Genomic DNA, 14,455 nt, shown 5'->3' with positions numbered 1-14,455 from the left:
TAAAGAGTTTGTAAGGCAGAGTAAAGTTTTGAAGTACATTTAACTCAATGTTCTAGGGCTCGCTGCAAACCTCATGCATATCGAAGGTGATACCAACCCCGTTCCTTTTCAACTCGCAGTGAATCGCCCCGGATTCTCTAGACACCTTGCAAGCTCATTGCATAACGCTTTTCAAACTCTACCGGTGACAGCTGATTGTTGAAACCATGGCGGCGTTTTGCGTTGTAGAACATCTCGATGTAATCAAACACATCACTACGAGCATCTTCGCGCGTGGAATAGATTTTCCGCTTGATCCGTTCCCGCTTTAGAAGCTGGAAAAAGCTCTCAGCCACGGCGTTGTCATGACAATTGCCTCGGCGGCTCATGCTGGCAACCAAATTGTTCGCCTTCAAAAAACTGCGCCAATCGGCGCTGCTGTACTGGCTGCCCTGGTCAGAGTGAACCATCACCTCCTGCTTCGGTTTACGCCTCCAGACCGCCATCAATAACGCATCAATGGCCAAATCACTGGTCATCTGCGACTTCATTGACCAGCCAACGACCTGACGAGAAAACAGATCCAGCACCACTGCCAAATACAGCCAGCCTTCATACGTACGAATGTAAGTGATGTCGGTGACCCAAACTTTGTTGGGTTCTACGACATCGAACTGGCGCTTCAGTAAATTGGGTGAGGCGACCGCTGGCTTACCGCCGTATTTGCCAGGACGGCGTCGATACCCTGTCTGAGAGCGCAGACCTTCAAGACGCATCAGCCTCGCCACACGATGCCGACCACAATCCTCACCGACTTCGCGCAGATCGTCATGGACTTTGCGATAGCCATAAACGCCGCCGCTCTCCAGCCAGGAATGCTTGATCAAACCCAGCAGTCGCTGGTCGTCTTTGGCGCGTACAGATTGCGGCTCAGACAGCCAGGCGTAATAACCGCTGGGATGGACTTTCAGCGTCAGGCAAAGCCGTCGAATGGAATAATCGCCCGCTCGCTGCTTGATAAAGGCGTACTTCAACCGCACTCCTTGGCAAAGTACGCGGCGGCCTTTTTTAAGATGTCTCGCTCTTCGGTGACGCGCTTGAGTTCGGCTCGCAGACGACGCAGTTCAGCGTGCTGATCGTCGTCTTGCTGCCGTTCTGCCTGAGGTTTGCTGTAGCGCTTTATCCAGGCATAGAGGCTATGCGTCGACACGCCAAGACGCGCCGCCACATCAGCGACAGGCAGCTTCTTTTCGGTCACTTGATTGACCGCTTGGATTTTGAACTCTTCGGGATAACGTGGGTTGCTCATGGCACCTCCTGATTGGCCTCAGTTTAAGGCATGGAGGTGTCTACGAAACCCGGGGCGATTCACACGGCCCGCCTCATTGAATGCGAGAGGATGGCTCCTGGCTCAACGGTTGATGACAATGAGGTTGGTCTATGGCTAACCACACGTATCACTCGAGTGCGTCACCATTAGGAAACGTGCTGAACTGGAAAGGCCCAACGCCTCAATTTGAGCTTTAGACCAGTTGAATATTGTCGCCCAAGACGCTGGAGCGCATAAAGAAGACACGGCGAGTAGTGCCAAAGCTGTCGCTAGCTCATAAGCCAACGTTACCTAGACCTAAAATATCCGTGGGAGTAAATGTGGGAGTAATTTCACAGACATGAAAAAGCCGAACTGGTGAGTGTTCGGCTAAGTCATTGAATTATATGGTCGGGACGGAGTGATTCGAACACTCGACCCCTAGCACCCCATGCACGCAGTACACCTGCAAGCCATTGTTAACTAGCTGTTTTTATTGGCGCTCGCTGCAATCGACTGCCCACAAGAGCTTGCAAGTGCGTGAGAGAGTCACGCAAATGTCACGCCCCCTCCCCGGCGTCCTGCCGACCGAACACAATCCCCCTATTTCCCCAAACTGTCATACGCCTGCTCGCAGGTTACTCCTCGGCCCCTGCTTTGATCAGCATATCCTGCCAGATCGCCCGATCTCTCATCAGAGCGCTTGAGCACGTCGGCAAGCACCATGACGGCACGGGTAGCTGCCGCGCTTGCGGCGGCAGTGCAGGAATTGCCGCCGGATTGACTGGCTGCGAGTCGAGCGGCAAGGGCGTCGGCCGCTCCGCGCAGGCCGTCAGCAGAAGCGCGAGCGGTAGCAGCATCGCCAGTCGCTTGATCGATCGCATGCTGTCCATCTTCCGTCACCTTGTCGAGTTTGAGTTGCCAGGCTTGTTCTGTGGCGCGCGCGGCGGCCTCGTTCCGCTCCTTGGCCTGAGCATCGCGTGTATCGCGGCTGTTCCATTCGGCCTGCCACGTCGCGTTAGTGTTGCTCACGCCGCGGTGATAGGCGCCATAGAGCGCGCCAAGGGCCAGCAGCACCGCTGCTATATAAGGAAGGGTTTTCAGCCAGATCGTGCTCATGCCAGCACCTTCAATGCCTTGTCATACAGCGCCTGGCGGTCGGCCTGGCCGGTGAGCCCACCATTGATGCGTCGGGTGATCTTTGTCAGGTCGCCAGCATCGGCCAGGGTATTCAGCCCATTGGCCGACCAGAACCATGCCGCCGACATCGCTGCATATTGGGGCCGCTCCAGCAGTTCAGGCTGATTGATCAGGTCCAGGCCAAGGGCTTCTCCGCAGGCTGCATAGTTCGTCTTGCCAGTCACCTGGATCAGGCCTCGCCCGCGATACTTCCAGCCGTCACCAGGGCCAGCGTTACCCATGCGATCGGCATACACGACATTCGCGATCTGCTCAGGCTTGCGGGCACATGCCGTTGCTCGCACCAAGTCGAACCGGCTCGGCCAGGTCTTCATCAGCCCGTCGGCGCTGTAGTTCAGGTTTTCCACCAGGCGCGTCAACTGGCCCGACTCATGCCCGACCTGGGCGATGAACGCGGCGGCGCGCGGCGTGCCGACGATGCTGTAGCGGTTCATGGCGGCGTTCAGGACAGGAACAAAAACGCCGGCTTGGCGTCCGGCGTTCGGGAGGATCTGCAGCAACTGCTGCTCGGTGATTGGCATGTCAGATCGCCTTGTAAAAGTTGATTTTCGTCGTCATGCCCAGCGGCTCGCCGTCAGTCCCGGCGTCATCCGGCTGCACCTTAAAGCCCAGGCGGATCACGAAGGCGCGGGTTTCGCTCCACTGGTGAACCAGGTAGAAGCCATACCAGCGCTTCCCGCCGTTCTCGGTGATCACGAACTGCCAACCCGCCTCGCCAGGATGGTCGCGGACGGTGTAGTCGCCCACATAGGTGATCGTGCTGCCCTTGATCGGCGCCTGCCAGAGCTTGACGAACCGCATGTTGTTGACCGGGTTGCGCACCGCGGCCCACCACCACATCGCCATGAACGAGTCGACCGGCCAACCGAACGGAGTGTTCTCAGCCCACCAACCCCGCCGATCACCCAGTAGCCCGTCGTAGTCATTGCCAAACAGCCAAACCCAGCGCGGTAAATTCACGATTGGCCGGCCATCGCTCTTGCTGACATCTGCAACCCGGAACGGGATTGCAATTGCCACGACAAAAAGCCCGACAAGGTCGGTGACGATATTGCAGGCGAGCAGAAGCGCCCACTGGCAAATCGCCTTGGTGATATTGAGCATTTGGTTTTCTCCAGACGCAAAAAAGCCGCCCTAAGGCGGCTTGTGCATCACAGTTATGGGGTCGTCGGGAAAACGGCTGCCTCGAGTGCATCCAGGCGTGCAGCAACGTTGCCTGGTAGCGTTTCAATGGCGATCTCAACCATGGTGTCAGAGTTCTTCATCTTACCTTCGTGATAGACGATATTGAACGGTGGGTCGGGGTACTGATTCCAATAGAACGTACCTTCAGCACTAACAAACCACGCGCCAAAACGGGTTGGCCCAGGGTTTTGTGGGTACTCATCAACCATTGGTACATTACCGGCTGGAGGAATAAAATCATCGTCATACATTCCACAGTACCAACGGTAAGTTCCGACAACTCCAAAGCATCTAAAAGAACTACTCATTTTTCACCTCGATAGAGCTAGAGTGTTTTGCTTAGAGCAAAGCCATGCTGGCGGCTTTGGCCTGCCAGCTTCCAAGGGAAATTCGCTAGATTTCGGCCAGTCTCTTAGCTCCTGGATAAAAGTAAGTAACTCAGAAAACATATCTCCCGTAATAGTTGTTTTGCCCCCAATATCAATTTCGTCACGATGTCTTTCGCGAACCCATTTAACTGACTCTATTACCGCATCCCTCCATGATCTTTCCAGCGTCTCGATCGGCAAGACGTAGGGGTCCGGTTGATTTACAGAGAATGTCTCCCACTCGAAGATATCGGTTTCTGAATCCACCGCACGCCATCCCTGGCCGTCATTCTTAACGGCATAGCCATTCATAGAACATCCTCCCATCCGTTGCACGAAAGCCCAGCCGGAACACCAGTGGACGCGTAATAAACGTTTGCCGACTCGATCACAAAATCTCCTGTTGCCGCCATGTGCGTTGGGGCTGTAGCCTGAAGGCTTACAGATAATGGTGCCGCGACCGAGTTAGTAGATGAAATTCCCTGATAGCTAGTGTTAGGAGCCGCGATTGCAGATGAGTTCGCTACATAAGCCGAAAGCGTCAAACAAATAACAGTTGCTGTTGGTGGAACGAAGGCTGCCACTGCGACAGGGATGTAAGTCGGAGTGTTTCCAAGCGGGTTTCCTTGCGCGCCATTAATCATAAGTGGAACAGAGGTTACGTTTGTCCCGGCCTGTATCCTGTACCTTGCGCGCCGTCCAGTTTGCATAAAGCCAAGCGGGTACTTGTTGCCAGATGCATCCGTTCTAACCCATGCAACCCGAGCTTTGTGCGTATAGCCAGACGGCATAGTTGGAGAGGAAGCGCTCAGCGACAGGAGGCTGGACACGGTAGTCCCGTTCCATATGACCCAAACGCTATACCAAGTAGGAGCGGTCTGGCTATTTGCAGCGCCAACATCAAGGCCGCCGGCGCCAGCGATAGCAAAAGATGGAGAAACATTTACCGCTCTGAGCGTTTGATACAAAAATAATGAGCTTTCCACCATAAGTTCGTCGGCGGTTACTTTCACCACTGAACTTAAGCCGGTAGTTGATACCGAAAGATTTTTAAAGCTGCCCTGTATACCGATTGTGGCCGTGGTTCCTGGCAACTGATCCAGAAGAACAAAATCAACGCCGTCATATTCGATATCGGCGAGTTGGTTAGCGGTAAATACTGCCGCTACTTTAGCACCGGCCGAGTTGTACTGCTTAAGGCTCTGGGCGCCCTTTCCGGACACGTTAATGGTGTCATTACCGGTACTGTCCTGGCTAAACTTAACATGGAATCGCAGGGGCGCTGAGTACGCAGGGATTGCAGGGGTTGGAGCGAGCGTTAGTACTCCAGCGATGCCCGCAGTCGTAAATGCGGTTCCTGCCTGGATCTGCTTAAGTGCCTGGAGCGCATCGAAGAACTGCGATGCGCCTACGGCATCAACAGCGCCATTGGCCGTAATTCCTGCAGCGCTTAGAAGTGACTGGAAAAAACCCTCCTTGTCGTTTGCCCAGTCCTTTTCCAGGTAGGAACCATCTTTAGCGGTAGGTGTGGTTCGGTTTTTAAATGAGCCTTGCGGGTATCCTGCTGTAGGGTTGTTGAACCGAGCCGGGTACCGTTCGTTTAGCTTGAGTGACATTCTAAGCCCCTATATATCCTGCAAATTCTGCGTCTTCGTCACCGAACTCGGCATCCATATCGCCGAACTCGAACATTCCAAACCCTTCAAGGAATCCGTTAAATCCAACTGCTTGCGGCTTTGGTACAAGCCCTGCATTGAGCAGGGCAAAGCGCTCAAGATCGGTTATCTGCCCGTAGAACTCGATGCTGAACGACATGTCCTCACTGTCCGTCACGCGCAGAACCTGAGCGTTCGGTAGAAGGAAATTCATACCGTCGAGGATGTTCTCAATCGTCGCATCGCCGTTGTTCTTGACGATCTTGGCTTTAATGACCAGGCGGTAAAGGTCATCCGATAGCTGCCCGTCCTGATCGATAGTCAGGGCGCTAAACATCGCGCCATCGTCGCCAAACTCATCGCCGTCAGTGAGATCAAATAGCCCTGGGCTCATTGGAAATGCGCCAACGAAGCTGCGCGGTGCAACGACGATCCGACCGATAACGTTCAGTTGTTCGCCGAATACGTTATCTATGTCATAGCTCTTGCGAACAGCTTCGGCGGCATCCTCTAGGCTACCGCCTAGCCTTTTGGCAATCGCATACCAGGCCACAGCCTTAGGCTTATCGCGGTACTGCGCGTAAATTCGTTCTGGGATATTCATTAGGTGATCACTACGGTGATGTTGCTCTCCGTCCACCGAGACATCTGGTTGTAGGCGATGACTGCGTTCGCCTGGACGCCATTGAGGCTTGACGAAGGCAAGTCAACGTAGCTGTTGCCGTATGCCCCGATTACCTTGTTGACCGGCGTGAAGATCGTACTGAACGGCACAGTCTCGCCAATATCAAACCCGCTGATCTTGAAGCCCACGTCTGCCGGGATCAGATCGCCGGCCGCATACTCCATCATCGCCTCCTTGATAAGTTGGTCGGCGTTGGCTGGCAGCGTTCCATCGTTTACGACATGAATGACCGGGAGCATGTCCACGTAGATTGGCCGGCTGGCGCGGATCACCTTTTTGTTGGTAGGGTATTTCGGCGACGTCACCTCAACCTCGAAAGGCGTACCGGCCTGATATAGGAGAGGACCAGGGTTCTTCTTCAGATAGATCGCCATGGCGATATCTTCATTGGTGCCGCCGTCGACGATCACCGCATACGATTTCCTTGGTAGGCCGTGAGGGTTGTCGACTGATACGGCAGCGCTATCGGTATCGTTCTCGTAGATCTTGACGCGGCGCACGCCGGGAACTGCGTACAGCTCGCCGTAAGTGGAGTCGATCTGGTTGTTGCCGGGGCGCCCCACTGCCGTCGCCCGGGTTACACGCAGTTGCTCGTTGGTTTGGGCGTCTGTTCCAGGCGTTGCTGGATCTGCGTTTGTTACACCAGACAGCCCGGCCACAACGTCAACGATGCGGGTTATGGTGTCGTGATCGGCCTGGGTTGGCCCGACGACGGTGCACGTCGCGTTGACAGTGGCCGCGCCAAGCGAATCCGCCGTTACGGCTTGATCGGTCGTCCAGCGGCTTCCGGTAGTGACGGACTCGAAACGGTTTCCCTTGGGAATAGGGGTTCCTGGTGTCGCGGCAAACGTGAGCTGTACGCTGGAGGCCGAACCATTGGAGCGAATGGTGCCAGTAAGCGAACAGACGATATCCAAGTCTGCGCCCTTGGCCTTGTTTGGGTCTTTAGAGTTGTAGGCCTGCTGCAGCGTCTCATCCAGGGCGTAGAAGATCTCGGCGTCATGCGCCATCTTCAACCCGTCCGGGGTCGAAGCGTCCAAGTTCCACAGCGGGTCAATATCCAGGTAGAACTGCCGCTCCTGGGCAAACCAGTCGTTTTGCGTCTGTAGCACGTAGCCGGTCGAAGTCAGGCTAGCCATTCAGTGTTACCTCTTCTAGGCCGAACTCAGTGAGAATCCCAGCGGTTACGCTGTATTTTCGGTTGTCGATGTTGAAGTCAGCGGAGAAGCTGGTGAGCCGGATCACGCCGGGGGTGTTGGCAATTCGCGCTCTGAGTGCCGCCTCGGCGGTTGAAAGGCTGGTGAACTTGCCGAGGATCTGCTCGTACCACGGCGTGCCGTCGGTGATGTCCCTGAAGTACTCGCCCAGGAACAGGCGCAGCCGGGTCAGCACCGTCTGCGCAACCTCGGACTGGCCGGTGATGAACTGTTGGCCGCGCGTCACGATGTCGCCGTTGTCGTCCAGTCTGCGAACGGTCATATAACTGGAACTCCGCTTGTCCCGGAGCCCGGGGTTACACCGCTATGGCGGTGCGTATTGAGGTTGATGCCGGCGGCGGTGATGACGTTGCCGTCCGGCGTGATCTTCAGCCCGTTAATCAGGAACGACCCATCGGCCAGTAGCTGAAAGCTGCCCGCGCCGTTCTGCATCAGGGTTGTGCCGTCGGCCAGTACGTTGAACCTGGCCACTCCGTTATCCATGGAGATGCTGTTGTCGTTCTTCAGCCAGACGAACTGGCTACCGGCCTTGTTGCGCATGCGCACGCCGTTGTTCTGGAAGTCCGTCAGCGCATTTGGTTGAGACCGGAACCCAGGCAGGAACATGGCGTCCTGCATGCTGTGGAAGCGGCCTCTTGGGTTGGTGGCCACTCCGCCACTCTGAACCCAGCCGTCAATGCAGCGCTGGGAGAACAGGATGTCTCCTTCGCACCCAGGGTCGATCTGATACTCAACGCAGTAGTCGCCACCTGGGAAATAGACGGGAACCTCGACAATAGGCTTTAGTGCGAAGGTGGCATCGTTGACATCAACCCTGAGGATTCCAATCTGCACCTGAGCGCGCTGGGTCAAAGGATCGAACGTCAGCACGTGCCCGGGGATTGAGGTGCATACATCCTTCATCAGTTCGCCGAACGCATTCCGAATCAGCTTCTCATTACGCGCCCGCCCTTCTGTCTCGATCATTGTGTTACCTCGCTATTTTCAGCGCTCCAGAAACAACGAAGCCCGCACTAGGCGGGCTTTTCGTTGGGGCGGATCGGTTACGCGGCGTCGAGGCCGAGGACCATCTGCAAGCGGTCACGCATCTCGTCTACGCGATGCTCCAGTGCGGGCTTCTTGCACTTCCAGTTCGCAAGGCCCTTTCCGTGCAGGCTGGCCAATTGACGGCCGTCCTCAAGCTGCTTGCAGGCCTGATCGAAAGCCTGCTTCTCGCTCAACTCGCCGCGCAGCAGAGCATCAATATGCAGGTCGCACCAGACGGCAAACTTCAGATCGAGCCATCGAGCAAAGGCCACTGCCAGCTTCGGGTGAAACCATGTGCCGCCACCGCGATCCGAGCGCGCCTTGCTCGTTTCTACAAGTGATCCAGCGTCACATGTAAGCGCCTCGGCAAGCGCATTGAGGTATTCCTTTGTCTCGCCCTGCTTCAGCCAGTCAACCGGCCGTTTGCCAAATCGCTTGGCCACATCCGTAGCGTTAATCCAGCCCTCGCTATTGAAGCGAACCGACTGGCCCTTGTAGTGAAACGGAATCACATTGTTCATTGTTCATTCCCTACGATGTCCTGAATTGGGTGGTAGCGACAACGGCTCAGGGATACCGCTTTCGGATGCCTCCTAGTCGCCACTGGTAAAACGCGGGCAATAAAAAACCCGCCGAGGCGGGTTTGATGTTTGTTCGTTTGCTTTCTAAAGCTTGCCCTTCATAACCATCTGATCGCATACGCTACCGCGATATTTGGCCATCGTATCAAGAGGATAGCGATCACTGAGGTTTTTGAGGGCAAAGTTATAAGCATTGGTTATTCTTTGCATGCTCGCGGGGCTGTCGTCGTGCAGGCTTAGCAAAGCCTTGTATCTACTAGTTCGCTCCTGTGTAGAGATAGATGGCCATCCACCGCTGTCCAGGCTTCCGGTGTAGCAGGCTAGAAGCACTGAAGTAAGTATGTCCTCTCTGGCTGCGACAAAACCACCAAACTCGACTTTGTTTACTTTCTCTCCTAATCCTTTTTTCTTTCTTTCGGCTTCCTGCCGTTTTTCTTCTTTGATTTCCGCAATATTACGAGCAGTCTCAGCGGCAGATGCGTCACTAATATACTTATCTATTTCAGCCTTAATTACGTCATATTTTATATCGCATCTAGCCCTGGATGGACCTCCAGCATAATTTAGATAAACCACATCATCCTTATCGCTATATCTAATGCTTGCCTGAAGAATTTTATTAGGGACTAGCGGCCCCGTTGCAACACAGTTATCTAGGTATTGCCACCCGCTGGAATAAAATCCGCTTAGATACCTGCCATCCCATCGCTGATAACCGGCATAAGGCTTGTAGACGACATAGCCTTCCGGATTATCGTATGGCTTTGCTTTCGGATAAACCCTTGGCTCTAGGACGCATCCAGAGATAAGAACCGAAATAAATATAGCTATGATTTTGTTCATTTTACCGTCCAGGATGGCCGCAATCCGTAAAGGCCACAAAATGTAGCAGATGGTCAGCGCGAACACAGCATCCTTGATGCTTCCCACGCAGCCGACCTACCTAGATCGCTTGCCGCCAGCACTGTAAGACTCGTTCACTACAGACACCGCGTCGCCCCTCGTGATGAAGCCTTTGTTTCCCTTGTCCAGGTGGCTGTTTGCTTTGTACTCGCGCCGATATGGGCCGGAGTCTCTCTCCCACATCACGTAGGTGTCTGGGAATCCAATTGCCGCAGGCCACAAGACTGCCAAATAAGCATCTCCCAGGTTGCGGATAGGCTTCGATGCTGCCTTTTCGTAATATTTCTTTACGTAGTCAAGTTGCTGCACGGCGGTCATGCGTGAAAGCTGCTTCGTGGTTGTCCCAAGCTTTTTAGCGGTGTCTTCAAGAAACTGAATCAGGCCGGTGGCGCTGCTCTTGGGGTTCTGAGCTTCAGGGCTGAATTTGTGCTTCCCGGTCTCATAAGCCATAACCGCCATTAGCCAGTTAGGGTCAACAGCCAGCCCCTTCGCGATAGCGATCACCTTAGCCTTGAACGGCTCGTAAGGCTCATTGTTCTCTTTAAAGGACGCCCCCCAGATCAGCTTGCCATTCTCTGGCGTGGACACCGACCTTGTGTCTGGCTTCGTTCCCCAGCGGATACCGTCGATGTCAACCTTCCATGTGTCACTGTGCGAGTCGCCCTCGTATCTCAGGGCAAACACGTTGTACTCGCCTACAGGCTTCGCCTCAGGCTGAACCTCGGACACGTACAGATTACCCGTGTTGTATGTGGCGAACTCACTTGTCAGGTCGATGACGCCGTTGATCATGATCGAAGGGTTTAGCTGCGCAGAGACGGATATCCCAAGACCGCTCGGCCCTAGACCTATCTCTGGGATCCCGATCATTCCGGTGAATTGGTTGATCTTGATAGCGGTTGAATTCCGCTTCATCTCAGGCTTAGTGACGTACATGCGCCCCATGTGTTGGAGCCATTTGAAGTCATAATCGTAAGCCAGGTTATCCATTGCCTTTGGGATGTCGCCATCAATCGTGCACCCACGAATCATAGGCTGGTCATCGGCGAACTGCTTGTCATCCATATCTACTGGAATGGGCCACTGCCTGGCCAGATCCCGGATAACTTCTTCGACTCTGGCGCCAGGGCCTAGGCAAGTTTGCGCCGATCCTCGATCCACCACGGCGAACCCTGATTTGCAGATTAGCCTAGTGATGATTTCCGGCGATCCCGGCTCGCGCTCACGCAATACGTTGGTCACAGTGCCAGTGAAGATCGCGTCGATATTGTCAGTGTAGCCAGCCCTCAGGATGATTCTGGCGCCGTTCGCAATCCCCGACACCTTGTTCAGGTTGTAAAGGCGAATGTCGGCATACGACACAGAGCTGCCAGGTGACACGTCAATATTGAACTGGATTCGAAACTGCGTTGAGCCGGACTGCAAGCTGATATAAGGCTCGCCGTTGATATCGACAGACCAAGCTCTTGATCTCATATTTCCACCACTGGAGGTATCCAGACAAGGGAGTTATCGACGCCAAGGTTGTCCAGGGTCACGTCTTTGCCAGTGAACACCATCTGCCCAATGCCAGTGCGGTAGCTTTGAATGATGTCGCTGCCGGGCTCCAGCATCACGCCAGCCGCGAGCCTGATTCCGCCGCGCACAATATTCATGGACCACGCTGGCGCATCCAGGTACGAAATGAAGTCGATTTCAAAGGAGATAAGGTTGTCGCCGAGCTGAACACTGAATCGCTGGTGGGCGTTATCTACGCCAGCCGCTAAAGGGATTGTGAGCATCAGGCTATTCCATCAAGAATTCCGTTAACGGCATTTGTCACGCTTGCTGTTGCCTCCTTGGCGATTAGCTGCCCCTTGTTTACGACTCTTGTAAGGGCGCTCTGCGAAGGGTCTCCAGCTCTTAGCTGGTGAGGCCAGCGGTCATTGCCAGCAGCGAGCCGATCCAGCTGAATAACCTCCTGCAATTCCGCAACGAACTCCAGGCCACCCTCGTTGCGCGGCTCCTTGGTTCGCGATAGGCGAGTGATCGCCATATTTCTGAGAATGACCTCACCAATATCAACATCGAACGGCTCTTTCTTGCTCATCAGCTCGACAAGGAGCCCCAGCGTGGAGCTCGCCCTCGTCTCGTCGCTGCCGGCGAGAAATCCAGCCGAAAGCCCAGCAACCCCGGCTATAAATGGGTTGTCGGTGAGATTGGAGAGCGCTCCGCCGAGGAAGTCCGTCAGTTGCGTCTTGACCGGGTTGTTACTGATCGCGCCTGTCATCGTCCACTTGAATGGATTGAAGATTCTGTGGTCGGCGACTCTTACGCCGCTCTCAATCGGGAACGTCGTAATAGTAACGCTGGACTCAAATGTATCTTCCAGCACGGCGTCGAACGAGTAGCTAGCGAGAGTCGGCGCTTGGCGCGTGAATATGTTGACGATGCTCATGGCTAGCGCCTCGTAGTTGACCTTAGATCATCAGACGCCTCGTAGTTCTGGCGTTCGTTGACTCGGATGATTCTGTGGTTCAGCTTCTCACCGTCAATCTCAATGGTCAGGTTGTTATGGACGTTGAATTTCGCGTCCTGTATGCGCCTGACCAGATCATCGGCGCTCTGCGACGGAACGTCCTTGTAGCGTTCATCAATACTTGATTGCGGAGGCATGCTGTCGGCTGCGGTTCTGTCGCCTGTTGTGGGGAACTTTGGCTGATCGACAAAGCTGGGGAAGCGACCGGACATGAGGTCCAGCGGCCCAGGAATCCGATCCAGGCCAGTGACCCCCTTGAGCAGGTCATCGAAGCCTTGAGACACGCCCCTGTAGCCAGGGACATACTTGTCCAGTCCTTGGTTGACCAGGTTTGAGCCGATAGCGCTACCAGTCCCCACCAGACCGGCAACGCCAGCCTTCGTGGCCATGCCTCCAATCGACGTTAGGCCAAACTTTGAAATTACGGGTCCGAACAGGGATGACACACTTGAGCCAAGAAGCGCAGCGGTGGCGCCTGGGTTGTCCGCTGCATAATCAATGCCCTTACTGATCTCGCCCCGGTGCTCATCGAGGAACTTATTTGCCCATTCGCTCGCACCGATCAGGCTTGGTAGGAACTTCTCAGTCAGCTCATTCGCCAAGCCTTCAAATTTCTGGCTTAGAACCGTATTGCTATCAGCGAACCTGCGGGCACTATCGGTCATCTGGTCGATAGAGCCGGTATTTCTGGCGGCCTGCGCCATCCTAGCCTCACCGTTTCCTTCTTTTAGAAGCCTTGACACGAAGTCAGAATAGCTAAGCGTGGATTGAACTTGCGCTCGCTGCCCCTCATTGAGCCCCCTCTCCTTGAACTGCTTCTCCAGCTCCCTATAAAAATCCATGGCATCACCGCCATTGAGCCTGGTGTCAGCCAGCCTCCCTGTATCGAGACCGGCTCGCGCAAGAGCATCAATCGAATCATCCTTGCCGTTCAGGTTGAAGTTGTTCTGGAACTCTTCAGCTCTTTTGAGGAAGTCGTACCCTTCTTGTGCCTGCCCGCCCATCTGCGCTATGGCGTTACCGAAGTTGTACTGAGCGGAGAATGCTGTACGCATGTTTTGGGCGGCAGCAGCCAGACGATCAATCTTGTTGGCCGTGCTGACAATTACCCCGGCACCAGCCCCAAAAGCTCCAACCAGCGCCGCCGAGATTCCAAGCGCACTCGACTTAACGCCTTGCAGGCTGGACTGGATCTTTTTGTCGCCCGCCTCCAGAGCCTTGGTATCCCAGCCGATGCCGATCAGGAATGACTTCAGTACTTTGCTAGCCATTCTTCGCAGCCTCGTATTGATCCCACAGTTCGTCCATCGCCTGATTGAAGCGCTCCACGCTCGCTATAGAGTGGGTGCCGTCTTCAAGCTGGGCCCAGGTGCAAAGCGGAGGGCAAACCCCGACAATCCCCACACAGGGCCGCATCAGGAACCAATTTACTGCGCTGCGCTTGCCGCCCCTTCCTGCCGAGCGCCTTTTGCGCCGCTTGGCAGCCAGTCGAAAAAATCGGAGAGGTTCCAGCGCAGCAGTTCGGCCAGGAGTTGGTTGTACTGCACCATCTTTCCGCCGAAGTCGGCGACGGTGACCGGGCGCTCAGTGCCATTGATCAGCGCGCGAGCCATGATCATCTGCGCGACCTGGGCCTTCACATCCTGGCGCATCGACATGAACATGGCGCAAAGCACCTGATCGTCCACTTCCAGGCCGGCGCCCGCCGCCGTGGCGAATCGCTCAAGCACGGCGGCAGACAGCAGGGACATCAGACGGTCCTGATCGACAGCGCTGGCCATGGCGGCGTTGTACTGCACGCCGCCCACGGTGAATGATTTAACGCTCAT

At 55.1% G+C, this 14,455-nt stretch carries 18 protein-coding genes; all 18 read right to left on the bottom strand.

Annotated features, from left to right (window positions below; genetic code table 11):
• Positions 1–137: 137 nt before the first annotated feature.
• The 18 genes from BLR63_RS03455 to BLR63_RS03375 all read right to left on the bottom strand — a co-directional run bounded on the left by BLR63_RS03455 (position 138) and on the right by BLR63_RS03375 (position 14,455).
• Positions 138–1,288 (bottom strand): IS3 family transposase gene (locus BLR63_RS03455; protein WP_086008205.1). Its coding sequence is split into 2 segments (ribosomal slippage): positions 138–1,054 and positions 1,054–1,288, totalling 1,152 coding nucleotides; the frame shifts between segments, so codons are not numbered across the junction.
• A gap of 603 nt (positions 1,289–1,891) precedes the next feature.
• Positions 1,892–2,407, bottom strand: coding sequence for a DUF2514 family protein (locus BLR63_RS03450; RefSeq protein WP_083365924.1), 516 nt, complete (start codon positions 2,405–2,407; stop codon positions 1,892–1,894).
• Positions 2,404–3,009 (bottom strand): glycoside hydrolase family 19 protein, encoded by a 606-nt coding sequence (locus BLR63_RS03445; RefSeq protein WP_083365923.1) that lies wholly within the window; start codon positions 3,007–3,009, stop codon positions 2,404–2,406. Before BLR63_RS03445 ends, BLR63_RS03450 begins: the two co-directional genes overlap by 4 nt.
• 1 nt (position 3,010) lies before the next feature.
• On the bottom strand, positions 3,011–3,592 hold the full coding sequence (locus BLR63_RS03440; RefSeq protein ID WP_010567828.1) for a DUF7338 family protein: 582 nt from the start codon (positions 3,590–3,592) through the stop codon (positions 3,011–3,013).
• Between the two features lie 53 nt (positions 3,593–3,645).
• Entirely contained in the window at positions 3,646–3,924 is a 279-nt protein-coding gene (locus tag BLR63_RS03435; protein WP_042947832.1) for a hypothetical protein, read from the bottom strand.
• A 60-nt stretch (positions 3,925–3,984) separates the two neighbouring features.
• Positions 3,985–4,353: a phage tail assembly chaperone gene (locus BLR63_RS03430; protein WP_130926160.1), complete on the bottom strand. Its 369-nt coding sequence runs from the start codon at positions 4,351–4,353 to the stop codon at positions 3,985–3,987.
• Positions 4,350–5,657 carry a hypothetical protein gene (locus BLR63_RS31035; RefSeq protein ID WP_130926159.1) on the bottom strand — a complete coding sequence of 436 codons (1,308 nt, stop codon included), beginning with the start codon at positions 5,655–5,657 and terminating at the stop codon, positions 4,350–4,352. The genes BLR63_RS03430 and BLR63_RS31035 overlap by 4 nt, the downstream gene beginning before the upstream one ends.
• 1 nt (position 5,658) lies before the next feature.
• The gene (locus BLR63_RS03425) at positions 5,659–6,300 is read right to left on the bottom strand and encodes a DUF2612 domain-containing protein (protein WP_010567830.1); all 642 of its coding nucleotides are present in this window, start codon (positions 6,298–6,300) and stop codon (positions 5,659–5,661) included.
• Positions 6,300–7,520 carry a baseplate J/gp47 family protein gene (locus BLR63_RS03420; protein WP_010567831.1) on the bottom strand — a complete coding sequence of 407 codons (1,221 nt, stop codon included), beginning with the start codon at positions 7,518–7,520 and terminating at the stop codon, positions 6,300–6,302. The genes BLR63_RS03425 and BLR63_RS03420 overlap by 1 nt, the downstream gene beginning before the upstream one ends.
• The gene (locus tag BLR63_RS03415; protein ID WP_010567832.1) at positions 7,513–7,860 is read right to left on the bottom strand and encodes a hypothetical protein; all 348 of its coding nucleotides are present in this window, start codon (positions 7,858–7,860) and stop codon (positions 7,513–7,515) included. The genes BLR63_RS03420 and BLR63_RS03415 overlap by 8 nt, the downstream gene beginning before the upstream one ends.
• Positions 7,857–8,564, bottom strand: coding sequence for a Gp138 family membrane-puncturing spike protein (locus BLR63_RS03410; RefSeq protein ID WP_010567833.1), 708 nt, complete (start codon positions 8,562–8,564; stop codon positions 7,857–7,859). The genes BLR63_RS03415 and BLR63_RS03410 overlap by 4 nt, the downstream gene beginning before the upstream one ends.
• A 77-nt stretch (positions 8,565–8,641) precedes the next feature.
• On the bottom strand, positions 8,642–9,145 hold the full coding sequence (locus BLR63_RS03405; protein ID WP_010567834.1) for a KilA-N domain-containing protein: 504 nt from the start codon (positions 9,143–9,145) through the stop codon (positions 8,642–8,644).
• 144 nt (positions 9,146–9,289) lie between these two features.
• Entirely contained in the window at positions 9,290–10,048 is a 759-nt protein-coding gene (locus tag BLR63_RS03400) for a hypothetical protein (RefSeq protein ID WP_130926158.1), read from the bottom strand.
• A 96-nt stretch (positions 10,049–10,144) separates the two neighbouring features.
• Complete coding sequence (locus BLR63_RS03395) at positions 10,145–11,470, bottom strand: baseplate hub protein (RefSeq protein WP_231998136.1); 1,326 nt, start codon at positions 11,468–11,470, stop codon at positions 10,145–10,147.
• A gap of 110 nt (positions 11,471–11,580) precedes the next feature.
• Complete coding sequence (locus BLR63_RS03390) at positions 11,581–11,889, bottom strand: phage baseplate plug family protein (RefSeq protein ID WP_010567837.1); 309 nt, start codon at positions 11,887–11,889, stop codon at positions 11,581–11,583.
• On the bottom strand, positions 11,889–12,545 hold the full coding sequence (locus tag BLR63_RS03385; RefSeq protein ID WP_010567838.1) for a phage baseplate protein: 657 nt from the start codon (positions 12,543–12,545) through the stop codon (positions 11,889–11,891). Before BLR63_RS03385 ends, BLR63_RS03390 begins: the two co-directional genes overlap by 1 nt.
• Positions 12,546–12,547: 2 nt before the next feature.
• Entirely contained in the window at positions 12,548–13,897 is a 1,350-nt protein-coding gene (locus BLR63_RS03380) for a phage tail tape measure protein (RefSeq protein WP_010567839.1), read from the bottom strand.
• A gap of 156 nt (positions 13,898–14,053) precedes the next feature.
• Positions 14,054–14,455: a hypothetical protein gene (locus tag BLR63_RS03375; RefSeq protein WP_010567840.1), complete on the bottom strand. Its 402-nt coding sequence runs from the start codon at positions 14,453–14,455 to the stop codon at positions 14,054–14,056.

This window comes from Pseudomonas extremaustralis (genome assembly GCF_900102035.1).
Classification (GTDB): Bacteria; Pseudomonadota; Gammaproteobacteria; order Pseudomonadales; family Pseudomonadaceae; genus Aquipseudomonas; species Aquipseudomonas extremaustralis.
This window is presented reverse-complemented; position numbering and strand designations above follow the sequence as displayed.

Coding starts and splice junctions, on each gene's coding strand:
- BLR63_RS03450 (WP_083365924.1), bottom strand. CDS start 2,407: ATGAGCACGATCTGGCTGAAAACCCTTCCTTATATAGCAGCGGTGCTG.
- BLR63_RS03445 (WP_083365923.1), bottom strand. CDS start 3,009: ATGCCAATCACCGAGCAGCAGTTGCTGCAGATCCTCCCGAACGCCGGA.
- BLR63_RS03440 (WP_010567828.1), bottom strand. CDS start 3,592: ATGCTCAATATCACCAAGGCGATTTGCCAGTGGGCGCTTCTGCTCGCC.
- BLR63_RS03435 (WP_042947832.1), bottom strand. CDS start 3,924: ATGTATGACGATGATTTTATTCCTCCAGCCGGTAATGTACCAATGGTT.
- BLR63_RS03430 (WP_130926160.1), bottom strand. CDS start 4,353: ATGAATGGCTATGCCGTTAAGAATGACGGCCAGGGATGGCGTGCGGTG.
- BLR63_RS31035 (WP_130926159.1), bottom strand. CDS start 5,657: ATGTCACTCAAGCTAAACGAACGGTACCCGGCTCGGTTCAACAACCCT.
- BLR63_RS03425 (WP_010567830.1), bottom strand. CDS start 6,300: ATGAATATCCCAGAACGAATTTACGCGCAGTACCGCGATAAGCCTAAG.
- BLR63_RS03420 (WP_010567831.1), bottom strand. CDS start 7,520: ATGGCTAGCCTGACTTCGACCGGCTACGTGCTACAGACGCAAAACGAC.
- BLR63_RS03415 (WP_010567832.1), bottom strand. CDS start 7,860: ATGACCGTTCGCAGACTGGACGACAACGGCGACATCGTGACGCGCGGC.
- BLR63_RS03410 (WP_010567833.1), bottom strand. CDS start 8,564: ATGATCGAGACAGAAGGGCGGGCGCGTAATGAGAAGCTGATTCGGAAT.
- BLR63_RS03405 (WP_010567834.1), bottom strand. CDS start 9,145: ATGAACAATGTGATTCCGTTTCACTACAAGGGCCAGTCGGTTCGCTTC.
- BLR63_RS03400 (WP_130926158.1), bottom strand. CDS start 10,048: ATGAACAAAATCATAGCTATATTTATTTCGGTTCTTATCTCTGGATGC.
- BLR63_RS03390 (WP_010567837.1), bottom strand. CDS start 11,889: ATGCTCACAATCCCTTTAGCGGCTGGCGTAGATAACGCCCACCAGCGA.
- BLR63_RS03385 (WP_010567838.1), bottom strand. CDS start 12,545: ATGAGCATCGTCAACATATTCACGCGCCAAGCGCCGACTCTCGCTAGC.
- BLR63_RS03380 (WP_010567839.1), bottom strand. CDS start 13,897: ATGGCTAGCAAAGTACTGAAGTCATTCCTGATCGGCATCGGCTGGGAT.
- BLR63_RS03375 (WP_010567840.1), bottom strand. CDS start 14,455: ATGAGCGTTAAATCATTCACCGTGGGCGGCGTGCAGTACAACGCCGCC.